Raw genomic sequence first — 13036 nt, 5'->3', positions numbered from 1 at the left:
GATTATTTAAAGTGCTTTTTAAGAGGGGTGAAGATTTTATATGATCATCTTTTTTATCATTTAAAAAATTAGGTGTAAATCTTTAGTCGCTTGTTTTGGTTTAAATTTTATTGAGTTTATATTTTTAACATGACAAATATCTTCAATTAACGAGAAATCTTCCAAAAAAACACATACGACATAGCTACACTATGTGTACTTCATTATATTTAATTGTTTGTATTTCAGTTATTTGAATTTTGTTATTTGTTGTTTTTAATAAAAGTTTTATTGAAAAAAGATCGGGCTAAAATCCTGGATGTATAGATTTTATTTAGATGGTATTCGGTTCTTTTTTAATAAAAACAAGATTTTGTACGTAAAATTTATATTTTCTCATCAGAAGATAATGGGTAGTAATAAAGAAATATTTTTCTAAGAGTTTTTTTTAAAATTTTTTTCCTTTGTCTTTTTGGAATCGGGAACGAAAAAATCCTGCTGGTTTAACAGGATTATATATTGCTTAAGTGAAGAGTAATTGTTGGGAAAATTAAAAATTATAACGATGTGAAAAAGCTATAAAGATCAGTTTCTGAAGGAATGTTAAGTTTTTTTCTTAGCCTGCCTTTTTTAGTCTGGACAGAACGATGCTGAATAAAAGTATAATCTGCAATATTCTTGGATGAAAAGCCAAGCCAGATCATAGCACATAAAGATAATTCTGATTTCGTAAGCTGTGGATTGATTTTTAAAATGTTTTGAAATAAAAACGGATTTATTTCTTCGAACCTTTTAATGAATGTAAGGTCATTGTTTTTGGCCAGTTCTAATAGTTCTGTGAAATTTTCTTTTGAGATCTGATCTTTTGTAAATAATTCTTCTGTGTATGACTTTAATCTTGGATTATTTTGTTTACTTTTTCTCATGTAAAGTAATAACGAAGTTCCTAATATAAGAGCAATTGCACTCGCAAAAATGAAAATAGTATTAATATTCTGTTTTTCCTTCTGATCAATCAGTTCGGTAAGTGAGAGGTCTATCGCTTCAGTTCCTGAATTTTCCAAAGTTTTACTTAGCTGTTCAGCTTTGGCAGAATATTCTTTTTCCTTTTCCTTATTATTGAGTTTTTGATAAGTAAGAGCTGTTTGCTGATAAATACCTGGGAGTTTATTAATTCTTTTTGTTTTTATTAAGATTTCTGTTGATTTCTTGTAATATTCCAGAGCTTTTTCGTAATCTTTCCTTTCAAAAAGAAAATCGGCGTAGAGATAATATATAATCCCTTGTCTTGCGGTTCCGTATTCTGACCTCTTAAGGAGAGTCAGAGCCTTAGTAGTATAGAAATTAGCCGAATCAATATTAGGAGATTTTGACAGATAATAATTGCCTAGTATTGAAGAATTCAGTGCTGACGGATCTGTACTGAACCCTTTGTGAAGGTATATCAATGCAGAATCCTTATTGATAGAAAAGATAAAATCAGCCCTTTGCATGTACATATTCCCTAATAACCAATCCTTTTTTTCCAATTGTTTACCATAATAAATGGCTTTGGCATTATAGCTTAAAGCGGTGTTATCTAAACCTGTTACATAATTGAGTTGGCCATATTCATGATATAGTTTTGCGTATAGGAAATTATCATTAAGGCGATTGGCTATGCCACTGGCTGATTTCAGGTACTTCTGACTTATCTTGTATTTTCCCATTGTAGCATACATATTCGCCAGATTGATGTATCCCAATGCTTCTCCTTTTTGATATCCACTTTGTTTTGCGTGTTCAATGACTTCGTTATTTAGAGCTATAAGCTCGGTATCTTTTCCTTCAAGTCTTAGTCTTTCATTTTTCTGTAATAGCGCGTTGTCAAGCTCATTGATATCTGCTTTTTTATGGCAGCTAACAAAGAAAATTGTAGTGAAAAGTAGTAAAAGTATTTTGTGTTTTTGCAGTCGGATTTCATGTATGCAGTTCATTGATTTTTTTTGATTTTTGTAATCATTTACATAATGTCAATCTCAGGTTTGTTCTGAAGAATGCGTAATTATTCCGTTAGAGCAAAGCCTGTTATTACAGTTTGAACTTATTGAGAAACTGTATGCCGAATAAATTTTATACTTTTTGTACAGATAGGTCTACGAAAACCTGTCGACAATTGTTGAAAATTGTCTGAGTTAATAAATTTATTGCTCATCATTTTATTTGTTGTTTATTGGAACTTTTCAATATGCTGATCAATCAGCAGTACTAAAGTAGTGAAAATAACTAAAACTTCAATAATCTTTTGAAAAGCAATGAGATATTGTTATGAGAAAAATATTACACAATTTGAACACTTTCTTTAATACTATTCATAACAAAAATACTTTTTGTTTGACCAATTCCTTCAATTTCCGATAATTTATTGATAAAAAACTCATGAAAATCATCCATATTTGGGGCAAGAATTTTTAACATGAAATCAAAGTCTCCACTGATGTTGTAAAATTCTACCACCTCTTTTAATTTGCCTACTTCTTCAATGAATTTTCCGGCGGTTTTTTTGTTGTGAACGTTCAGAGCAATCATACAGATCACCATCATTCCTTTGTTCACTTTTTTGCGATCCACAACGGCTGTATACTCTTTAATGATTCCCAACTTTTCCATTCGTTTAATACGTTCGTGAGTAGGAGTAGGGCTCAGGTTGATTCTTGCTGAAATATCACGGACACTCATTTTAGCGTCTTTCTGAAGAAGTCTGAGAATTGAAAGGTCTTTATCGTCCGGGACGTAATTTTCTGCTGCCATTTGTTCTGTTTTTTAAATTAAATAGTGGTGAAACAGTTGTTTTGTTCTTTTTAAATATTTTAAATATCAATATCGTTCCAAATTTAAGACTAAATTTTCAAATACGTTCTGTTAATTTTAATTTTGCAGGAAATTTGAATATATGAGTACAAGGAAGAATGTAATATTAATTTTAGCATCGGTAGGAACTTTTGTAGAGGCGTTGGATATTGCCATTATTAATTTAACAATTCCTTCTATTCAGGAGCAGTTTAACATCGGGGCCGAGACCGTTCAATGGCTGCAAACCCTTTATGTATTGTTCTTTGGCGGTTTTCTGATTATTGGCGGAAAGCTTTCTGATCAGATAGGGCGAAAGAAGATTTTCTTATTGGGAGCACTTATTTTTATGTTAACATCACTCGGTGCAGGTCTGTCTGAAAGTTTTAATATATTAGCTATATTTCGCGCTTTACAAGGATTGGGAGCTGCTTTCGTTATGCCGGCTGCCTTATCCATTGTCACCAATACATTCAGAGAAGAACAGGAAAGGAATCGTGCTATTGGAGTCTTCAGTTCCTTTGCAGCAATTGGTTCCGGGAGTGGTCTTTCCGTAGGAGGGATCATCAGTACTTACTTAAGCTGGCATTGGGTTTTCCTGATTAATGTTCCTATTCTTCTGATAACCTTGGTGCTGTCTTACTATTATCTGCCAACAGATGAGAAAAATGAGACCGCTCAAAAAACGGATATTATTTCCGGAATTCTGATGGTCCTGGGACTTTTAAGCATGACCTACGGAACACATGAGCTGATTCATATTAAAGAACAGCCTTTTCTGGTAATAGGTTCACTGGTTGTAGCTATATTGCTTTTAATTACGGTATTCTATCGACTGAAATCAGTAGCTGAACCATTGTTTGATTTAAAATTATTTAAACATAAATCTCTGGTTGTCTCTAATGCGGCATTCTTTACATTGGGAGATTTCTTTATTGGATTCTTGTTCCTTATTTCTTTAATGCTTCAGAAAGATATGGGATACAGTGCTGCTTCAGCAGGATTAATGCTTGTGCCGTTCAGTATTGTATCTGCTTTGACAGCAAAATTTATTTTACCTCAAATATCAAAGCGGCTTAACTCTTCTCAAATGGGTGTTTTTGGCTGGTTGTTTATGCTGGCCGGAGGTTTGTTGTTGCTGGTCTCTGTGTATGCAGGGCATCCTTTGACGACTGTACTATTAGGAGCTGCATGTATATCAGGAGTTGGGATGACTTTCTGTTTTACAGCACTTTCGGTAATGGGAATTCAGGATGTTGAACCCGCAAATTACGGATTGGCATCAAGTTTGAGTTCTACAAGTTACTTTCTGGGAGCTGGGATCGGATTGTCATTTATGACTTTAATGAGCCAGGTCTTTCCTTCGGAATTTGCCGTAGGAAGCCTCAATCTGATTATTTTAATTGGCTACGCTCTTTTAGCACTTGGAATGTTATGCTATTTTATAGTAAAAAGCTTACAACTGAAACAAGCTGAAATCGCAGTTTCACAGTAAGCGGCCTTAAAATTACACAAACTATATGACGAAAGAATCGGTACTTAAGGTGTCGGTTCTTTTTTTGTTCTTGCTGTTTGCTCCTCCTTTACTACTTTTACAGTATGAAAATACAAGTCATTAGTGATCTTCACCGGGAGTTTGGCAGTACGGAATTATGTTTTGATAATTCAGATGTTGTTGTTTTGGCAGGAGATGTTAATCTGGGGACCAAAGGTGTGGAATGGATTAAATCTAAAATTCATAACAAGCCGGTAATTTACGTCTTAGGCAATCATGAATATTATAAAGGCTCTTATCCAAAAACACTTGACAGGATTAAAGAAGCAGCAAAGGGGTCAAATGTATTTGTGCTTGAAAACTCTTTTGTAGACCTTGATGGAACTCGTTTTCATGGAGCAACGTTGTGGACTGATTTTTCAATTTTTGGAAATCCTGTCGAATATGGAATGCTTTGTCAGCCTAAAATGAATGATTATAAAAAGATCAGACGAGATCCTTCTTATTCAAAAATGAGAACGATTGATACCTTTAAAATCCATCAGTATTCAAAATTATGGTTGAAAGAAAGCCTTGAAAATTCAAAAGGTTTTAACAATATTGTTGTAACCCATCACGCACCAAGTATTCAATCTGTACCGGAACATTACAAAGAAGATCCTTTGACTTCTGCGTATGCTTCTGATCTGGAGGATTTAATTACAGAACACCAACCTTTATATTGGATTCATGGCCACATCCATACACCATCCAGATATAAAATCGGAGATACTGAAGTTATTTGTAATCCTCATGGCTATATTGATGAAAAATATAACGGTTATGATAAGGAACTGATCATTGTGGTTTAACAATGTGAAAAAATTGTAAGATGATCATTTAGCATTTCAATTGACTACGTCATTTTTTAAGAGCGATATTTATTATTTTCGCCTAATATTCCATCCCAATGCCTCGAAAGAAAAATACAGAATCTACCGGATACATTTCTGAATTTACACTTGAAAAACTTTTTCAGGAAGTGCAAATTGATCTCAGGATTAAAGAATTTGTTGTAAAAACTCTTGATACAAGCAGTTATTCTATGAAACTTAACGTTCCGTACCGGTCAGAATATTTTTGTATGATTCTTGTGAAAAAAGGATATAATAAGTTCAGGGTTGATGATAAAAGATATATTATTTCAGAAGGTGATGTTTTATTCAGTCCAACATCAGAGACCTTTTGGATAGAAGAAGTATCAGAAGATTATGTGGCTAAATATATTTTCTTCTCAATTGATTTTATTTCTAATGCAGGCTTTAATTACAGATCGAGTGATGTCTTAAGGAGTCTTTCCGAAGACCCTGCCAGTGTAATCAGGAATGAACCGGATTTGTTTCGGAGAGTGGAATTTCACCTGGATGAACTTAAAATTTTAAACAATCCTGAAAACGATAATTATTATTTTAAGGAATTAATCTGGCATCACTTTTCACTTGTTATCTATGAGATTGATAATTATTTTAAAAAAATAGAAAAAGGAAATCCGATCACTTATCGGGAAGATGAACTCACAACAAGCTTTTTTATTTTGGTCCGTGAACACTTTAAGGAAGAGCATACTATACAGTTCTATGCAGATAAGCTTTGCATAAGTCGTAAATATCTCACTAAGGTAATCAATAAGACGATGTTTAAGTCACCAAGAGATATTGTTCACCAGGTATTAGGAGTTGAAGCAAGACTATTGCTTAAGAATTCCAATGCCAATGTAAACGAAGTGGCGACCCAGCTTGGTTTTTCAGATCAGGCGTCTTTCAGTAAATTTTTTAAGAAACAAGCCGGAATTTCTCCATTGGCTTATAAAAGGGCTGATTTGTATTAAAATCTCATTTAATCCCTTTCTCATTATTTAAATTTTTTTATAAATCTAAATGATCAAGAAGGATCTTATCTGTCTAAGATCAAAATGACTTTTATCAGGTTTTAAAAAAATGAGGAGTCTTTTTGACAAAACAAGGGGTTTTTCGAATAATTCTATTGAATTTTTTTCGTCCGAATTTTGTGCGGTAAAATTTAAATGGAATATTGTTATGCAAAGGTTTTTTATTCAGAAATCAACCCTAATTTTCCTCTCGCTTGTCGTCCTGGCAGGGTGTAGGAAAAATAATCAAAATCAATCTTATCAGCAGCAGGCACCGGAACTTCCTGTAGAAACAGTGAAGCAGGGAGATGCCTCTGTTTCCAGAGAATATGCGGCTGCAGTTGAGGGCGTTTCCAATGTGGAAATCAGACCTCAGGTAACAGGATATTTAAGCAAAATTTTTGTTGATGAAGGAGATTACGTGAGAGCCGGACAGTCTTTATTTAAGATTGAAGATCAGGTGTTTCGTGAACAGCTCAAAATTGCTCAGGCAGCTCTGATTACAGCACAAGCCAATCTTTCAACCTCTAAAATTGATCTGGACAGAAAAAAGGAGCTTTTTAAAAATAAAATGGTTTCGGATATCCAGGTGAAAGAGGCAGAAGCTGCTTATAATGCTGCAAGAGGGGCTGTAAGTTCGTCAACATCTTCCATCCAATCAGCGAAAATCAACCTGAACTTTTCAACGATTAAAGCGCCGGTAAGTGGATTTATCGGAAGATTCAATTATCGTCTGGGAAGTTTGATGACTCCGGGAAATCAGCTGCCTATTACATTGCTGTCTGATATTCATCAGGTGTATACCTATTTCAGCATGAGTGAAAATGATTTTAATAATTTTCAGAAACAACAGGTAGGAAGTAGTGTTCAGGAAGTAATCAACAATACTCCGGCTGTATCTCTATTGCTTTCCGGTGGTGAAAAATATACTGAAGCCGGGAAAATTGATGCAGTGGAAGGACAGTTTAATAAAACCACCGGATCTATTACTTTAAGAGCAAAATTCAACAATCCTAACAACTTTTTGAGAAGTGGAAACACAGGGAAAATTGTAATGAATCAGTTTTACAGTAATGTTATTCTGCTTCCGATTGCCTCAACCAGAACAATCCAGGATAAGGTTTTTGTCTTTACCATCAAAAATGGGAAAGCAGTAATGTTGCCGGTTGAAGTCAACGGAAAGGCAGGTGATCAATTCATTGTATCCAACGGGCTTAAGGCCGGTGATCAGTACATTACTACCGGCTTCGACAGATTACAGCCGGGAACTCCTGTGGTAGCACAAAAGAAGAATGCTCAACAGAAAAAATCGTAAGAAGAAATCATGTTAAAGAAAATTATAAAAAGACCTGTACTGGCAACGGTTATTTCCGTGTTGCTTGTTATTCTGGGGATAGTCGGTATGGTGAGCCTGCCGATCACAAAGTTTCCGGATATTGCGCCACCTACCGTTATGGTAACTGCGGTATACCCGGGAGCAAATGCTGAAACGATTGCAAGATCGGTGGCACCTCCTTTGGAAAACGCCATCAATGGAGTGGAAAATATGGATTATATAACGTCGAATGCCAGTAACGACGGAACGTTAAGTATTACCGTTATTTTTAAATTGGGTACAGATCCCGATCAGGCAGCTATCAACGTTCAGAACAGGGTTGCCCAGGTGACCAATCAGCTTCCCGCAGAGGTTATTCAGGCAGGGATTACCACGGTAAAGAGACAGAACAGTATGATTGCTATGGTATCACTGACCAGTAAAGATGGTAAGATGGGTGATCTTTTCCTGGAAAATTATGCGAAAATTAATATTGTACCGGAACTGAAAAGAGTGAAGGGAGTAGGAGACGCGATGGTGTACGGAAATAAAGATTATTCAATGCGTATCTGGCTTGATCCAAATAAACTGGCCTCCTATAATCTGACCCCGGCAGAAGTTTCACGGGCGATTCAGACCCAAAACCTGGAGGCAGCTCCCGGAAGATTCGGAGAAAGAAGTAAGGAGGTAATGGAATATGTACTTCGCTACAAAGGAAAATTCACGGAACCTGAGCAATATGAAAATATTACCATAAAAGCTTTAAGTGATGGTTCTGTTTTAAAACTAAAAGATATTGCCAAAGTTGAATTTGGGGCATATAGTTATACTGTTTCCTCCAATTTTAACAAAAAACCTTCAGTAACGATGGCAATGTTCCAGATGGCAGGATCGAATGCCAATGAGGTGCAAATCGCCCTGCAGGAAAGAATGAAAGAACTGGAGAAGTCTTTCCCGGAAGGAATGAGCTATGAGATTCCGTATGCTACAAAAGAAGCATTGGATCAGTCGATCGAACAGGTAATTCATACTTTGATAGAAGCATTTATCCTGGTATTTATCGTCGTGTATATTTTCTTACAGGATCTACGTTCTACTTTGATTCCGGCGATTGCAGTTCCCGTGTCTATTGTAGGAACATTCTTCTTTATAAAGATTTTTGGATTCTCAATTAATATCCTGACATTATTTGCCCTGGTACTGGCTATTGGTATTGTTGTGGATGATGCCATTGTAGTCGTAGAGGCAGTTCATGCTAAAATGGAACATAAAAAACTGAATCCGAGGGCTGCCACGATGTCGGCTATGAGTGAGATTACAGGGGCTATTGTTTCCATTACCTTAATTATGTCTGCGGTATTCGTTCCGGTAGCATTTATGAGTGGTTCTACAGGATTGTTTTATCAGCAGTTTGCTTTGACATTGGCTATCGCAATTGTTATTTCTGCGATCAATGCATTGACTTTAAGCCCTGCATTATGTGCTTTATTTTTAAAACAACATCATGGAGGGACTCACGAAAAAATGAATTTTAAAGACCGCTTCTTTGCAGGCTTTAATGCAAGTTTTAATAAACTGACATTCCGTTATGGAAAAGCAATATTATTTCTTTTAAAGAAAAAATGGATTGCACTGATCATCGTTGTAGCATTCGGAGGATTGTTTGCGTGGATGTCGATGACTACTCCTAAAGGATTTATTCCCGATGAAGACCAGAGTTTTATCATCGTGACAGCTAATCTGGCTCCCGGAGCTTCTAAGGACAGAACTTCAAAAGTAGTTTCGGACACGGAAGATCTTTTGATGAAAAACCCTGCGGTAGAAAAGGTTATTTCAGTTGATGGGCTTAATTTATTCAGTGGGTCGATGTCATCGTCAGCAGCTTCTATTTTCGTTAAATTAAAAAAAGGAGGCGAGAGAGGGGCTGTTAATAATATCAATGACATTATTGGACAGACTCAGGGAATGCTTTCTAAGGATAAAAGGGCTAATTTCCTTGTGATTAATACTCCAACAGTGGATGGTTTCGGAAATACCAGTGGGATGGAACTTGTGGTTCAGGATCGTACCAATGGGGAACTTCAAAATTTAGGAAATATTACCTATGGAATGATGGGAGCTTTGATGCAGAGGCCTGAAGTAGCGGTAGCTTTTACCACTTTCGATGTGAGCTATCCTCAGTTTGAAGTACTGGTAGATGAGGTGAAGGCTGCGCAGCTTGGAGTCAATGTTTCAGATGTGCTAGGGGTGATGCAGGGATATTATGGAAGTATTCAGGCATCGGATTTCAACAGATTCGGAAAGTATTACAGAGTATTGGTACAATCTTCTCCGGAGACCAGACAGGATAAAGAATCCCTGAACGGAGTTTTTGTGAAAAATAATACGGGCGGAATGGTTCCTGTAAATACATTGGTAAGTTTAAAACAGGTGACGGGAGCTGAAGTGGTAGCTCGTTTTAATCTCTTTAATTCATCCAATTTAACGGTAATGCCGGCTCCGGGATACAGTACAGGTCAGGCTATGGCGGCTGTTGAAGAAGTAAGCAAACAGGTACTTCCTCCGGGATATACTTATGATTACAAGGGAATGAGCCGTGAAGAAGCTGGCTCCGGTTCCCAATCCGTAATGATTTTCGGATTGTGTATTGTGTTTGTGTTCTTCCTTTTATCTGCACAGTATGAAAGTTATATCCTTCCATTTGCAGTGCTTATTGCTATTCCGGTTGGTTTATCGGGTGTTTTTGTTGGAATTACGTTCGCTGATCTTTCGAATAATATTTATGTTCAGATTGCCATGGTAATGTTGATCGGGCTTTTAGCGAAGAATGGTATTTTGATTGTGGAATTTGCTATTCAGAGACGCCGCGCGGGGAAAAGTATTACGGCGTCGGCTGTTGAAGGAGCAAAGGCCCGTCTGCGTCCTATTTTGATGACTTCATTAGCGTTTATTACGGGATTGCTTCCTCTTCTATTTGTAGTAGGACCCTCAGCATTAGGAAATCATTCTATTGGGTACGCTGCCATTTCGGGGATGCTTTTCGGAACGATCTTAGGAATTTTTGTGGTTCCTGTTCTCTTTGTAGTATTCCAGTTTTTACATGAAAGAATCAACGGAAGAGTAGTGACGGATGCGGATTGGGAATATTAATTCAAATGATTTTAAAAATGAAATTTAAAAATATAGCATATATCGCACTCATTTCAGGAACCGCCGTTTCATGTGGGGTTCAGAAATATGAACAACCGGTAGTCAAAATGCCTGAAAACTTCAGAAACGACAGTGTTGTTGCGGAAAAGAATGAAAACATTGCTAAAATCAGTTATAGAGATTTTTTCAAAGATCCTGTTTTGGTTGGACTGATTGACAAAGCAATGGTGCAGAACAATAATCTTTTGGTAGCGATAAAACAAATAGAGTTTGCTTCTCTGGCATACGATCAAAGTAAATGGGGAAATGTACCGATACTCAGTGCTGGTGCTAACGCAAATATCACTCGTTCTTCGGACAATAGTATGGGCGGAATGTCGGCAGCGCAGTTTGGCGGGAAAAAATATACTGAAAACTATACTGCTTCTGTCAATCTATCATGGGAAGCAGATATCTGGGGGAAAATTAAGGGTCGGAAAGAGCAGGCTCTGGTAGAATATCTTAAGACTAAGGAAGCGGCCAATGCTGTAAAGACACAGGTTGTTGCAGCAGTAGTACAGGGGTATTATAATTTATTGATGCTGGATACTCAGCTGGAAATTACAAAATCCAATCTCGTCTATGCGGATAATACCTTGAAATTTCTTGCCAAACAACAGGAACTTGGGCTGACAACAGCTTTAGCTGTGCAGCAACAGGAAATCGTGAAAGATCAGATCTTAAAATCTGTTCCGGCTATTGAGAGTTCTGTAGCCACACAGGAAAATGCTTTGAGCGTATTGACAGGTTCGATGCCGGGAAAAATTGAAAGAAGTGCCGGTTTGAATAATGTACAATCTCCGGATAAAATTTCAGCCGGAATTCCCGTGGAACTATTGAGCTACAGACCGGATATAAGAACTGCCGAACTGGACGTAAGGAAAAGTGCAGCGGCAATTCATGTGGCAAAAGTAAGCATGTACCCTTCGTTGAATATTACGGCGCAGGGTGGTGTGAATGCCTTTCAGTTGAGCCAATGGTTTAATATTCCGGGATCCTTGTTCGGGATGGTAGCTGGAGCTATTGCCCAGCCTATTTTGAACGGCAAACAATTGAAAACACAGTATGAACAGTCAAAAGTATTGGCGGATCAGGCTGAAATCGGCTTTAAGCAGTCTGTTTTAAAAGCAGTGGGAGAGGTTTCTGATGCATTGGTACAAATTCAAAAGCTGGAAGAGCAGCAAAAGATTGCTGAAGGACTGGCGATGAAATCCGGTGAAGCAGTAAAGAAGGCAGATTTGTTATTTAAATATAATTCAGCTACTTATGTTGAGGTGATCATTGCGCAAACCAATAAACTTCAGGCAGAGCTGGATCTGGCTTCCCTGAAAACTCAGCGCCTGAATGCAATAACAGCTCTTTATCGATCTGTAGGCGGAGGATGGCAATAAAGTAAAATTGAACCTGCTTCGTCTATCATGATACAGCAGGTTTTTAATCTATACTATTATGAAAACAAATATACAGGAGGGTGTTATTCTTATTCCGGATTTCAGCGGATTTACGGAATTTGTGTTTAATACAAAATTATACACAGGAGAGTATATTGTAAGGGAATTGCTCTCTACATTGATTGACATGAATGATCGCTATTTTGAAATTTCAGAGATTGAAGGAGACGCCATTTTGTTCTATCGCTATGATGAGCAGCCGTCTTATCAGAATATTTCAGGGATACTCAAAAAAATGCGAAATGCCTTCAACAAGAAAATAGAAGAACTCAGTAAGAGTCTGAGTACAACTATTGATCTGTCTCTGAAGTTTATCGTTCATTACGGTACATTTTCACAATATAATATTGGGAATTTCAGAAAATTATACGGAAAAACAATAGTGGAAGCCCATCAGCTCCTTAAAAACGGGTTGGCGGAACAGCCTTCTTATGCTTTATACACCAATTCTTTCCTTGAAAACAGTAAAAAACAAGAAGCAGCTTTTCCTGAAGAAGGTTTTCATCAGGAGGAAGTAGGTGCCATTCACTATTTTGAAAATATAAACTAGCATATTTTTTAATATTAATCCTTGTAAATTTGCTTTTGCTAGGTGCCCGGGTGAGATCCGGGCATTTTTGTTGATTAATAATTAAGTTTATTACAATTTTTATTATGAATTTTTCAATTATAAGGAAAATGCTATTTTTTGATAATTTGGCAAATTGAAAATTATTTCGAATTTATTATATTGATATATTATTACTTTTTTTTAATTATAATTGTTTTTTATTTAAAATTAATCATGGTTATGTCGTTGGAAATTAAATATTTATTTCGTTTTTTTTATTTTTCGATGTAACAAATACAGTATGTGAATGGTCTTATAGGAT

General features: G+C 36.4%; 9 protein-coding genes. 7 read left to right on the top strand and 2 right to left on the bottom strand.

The window, feature by feature from the left end; all coding sequences use genetic code 11:
- Positions 1-536: 536 nt before the first annotated feature.
- Both EG342_RS22365 and EG342_RS22360 read right to left on the bottom strand, forming a co-directional pair.
- Positions 537-1955, bottom strand: a complete 1419-nt coding sequence (locus EG342_RS22365; protein WP_103290189.1) for a tetratricopeptide repeat protein — start codon at positions 1953-1955, stop codon at positions 537-539.
- Positions 1956-2298: 343 nt separating this feature from the next.
- Positions 2299-2769 (bottom strand): Lrp/AsnC family transcriptional regulator, encoded by a 471-nt coding sequence (locus EG342_RS22360; protein ID WP_103290187.1) that lies wholly within the window; start codon positions 2767-2769, stop codon positions 2299-2301.
- Positions 2770-2911: 142 nt separating this feature from the next.
- Here EG342_RS22360 and EG342_RS22355 point away from each other — a divergent pair, with 142 nt between their 5' ends.
- The 7 genes from EG342_RS22355 to EG342_RS22325 all read left to right on the top strand — a co-directional run bounded on the left by EG342_RS22355 (position 2912) and on the right by EG342_RS22325 (position 12714).
- Entirely contained in the window at positions 2912-4303 is a 1392-nt protein-coding gene (locus EG342_RS22355; protein WP_103290184.1) for an MFS transporter, read from the top strand.
- A gap of 104 nt (positions 4304-4407) precedes the next feature.
- Complete coding sequence (locus tag EG342_RS22350) at positions 4408-5154, top strand: metallophosphoesterase (RefSeq protein ID WP_103290181.1); 747 nt, start codon at positions 4408-4410, stop codon at positions 5152-5154.
- A gap of 98 nt (positions 5155-5252) precedes the next feature.
- Positions 5253-6170: a helix-turn-helix domain-containing protein gene (locus tag EG342_RS22345; RefSeq protein WP_103290178.1), complete on the top strand. Its 918-nt coding sequence runs from the start codon at positions 5253-5255 to the stop codon at positions 6168-6170.
- Positions 6171-6378: 208 nt separating this feature from the next.
- Positions 6379-7524: an efflux RND transporter periplasmic adaptor subunit gene (locus tag EG342_RS22340; protein ID WP_103290496.1), complete on the top strand. Its 1146-nt coding sequence runs from the start codon at positions 6379-6381 to the stop codon at positions 7522-7524.
- A 9-nt stretch (positions 7525-7533) separates the two neighbouring features.
- Complete coding sequence (locus tag EG342_RS22335; protein WP_103290176.1) at positions 7534-10674, top strand: efflux RND transporter permease subunit; 3141 nt, start codon at positions 7534-7536, stop codon at positions 10672-10674.
- 17 nt (positions 10675-10691) lie between these two features.
- Positions 10692-12104, top strand: coding sequence for an efflux transporter outer membrane subunit (locus EG342_RS22330; RefSeq protein ID WP_246008688.1), 1413 nt, complete (start codon positions 10692-10694; stop codon positions 12102-12104).
- Positions 12105-12162: 58 nt separating this feature from the next.
- The gene (locus EG342_RS22325; protein WP_103290171.1) at positions 12163-12714 is read left to right on the top strand and encodes a DUF2652 domain-containing protein; all 552 of its coding nucleotides are present in this window, start codon (positions 12163-12165) and stop codon (positions 12712-12714) included.
- Positions 12715-13036: the final 322 nt, after the last annotated feature.

This window comes from Chryseobacterium lactis (genome assembly GCF_003815875.1).
GTDB classification, from domain to species: domain Bacteria; phylum Bacteroidota; class Bacteroidia; order Flavobacteriales; family Weeksellaceae; genus Chryseobacterium; species Chryseobacterium lactis.
The sequence above is the reverse complement of the archived record's forward strand: the minus strand, read 5'-3'. Positions and strand labels throughout refer to the sequence as shown.

Bases quoted from the DNA above. Each gene is read 5' to 3' on its own strand.
- EG342_RS22340 (WP_103290496.1), top strand. From the start codon at position 6,379: ATGCAAAGGTTTTTTATTCAGAAATCAACCCTAATTTTCCTCTCGCTT.
- EG342_RS22345 (WP_103290178.1), top strand. From the start codon at position 5,253: ATGCCTCGAAAGAAAAATACAGAATCTACCGGATACATTTCTGAATTT.
- EG342_RS22330 (WP_246008688.1), top strand. From the start codon at position 10,692: ATGAAATTTAAAAATATAGCATATATCGCACTCATTTCAGGAACCGCC.
- EG342_RS22325 (WP_103290171.1), top strand. From the start codon at position 12,163: ATGAAAACAAATATACAGGAGGGTGTTATTCTTATTCCGGATTTCAGC.
- EG342_RS22360 (WP_103290187.1), bottom strand. From the start codon at position 2,769: ATGGCAGCAGAAAATTACGTCCCGGACGATAAAGACCTTTCAATTCTC.
- EG342_RS22350 (WP_103290181.1), top strand. From the start codon at position 4,408: ATGAAAATACAAGTCATTAGTGATCTTCACCGGGAGTTTGGCAGTACG.
- EG342_RS22355 (WP_103290184.1), top strand. From the start codon at position 2,912: ATGAGTACAAGGAAGAATGTAATATTAATTTTAGCATCGGTAGGAACT.
- EG342_RS22365 (WP_103290189.1), bottom strand. From the start codon at position 1,955: ATGAACTGCATACATGAAATCCGACTGCAAAAACACAAAATACTTTTA.
- EG342_RS22335 (WP_103290176.1), top strand. From the start codon at position 7,534: ATGTTAAAGAAAATTATAAAAAGACCTGTACTGGCAACGGTTATTTCC.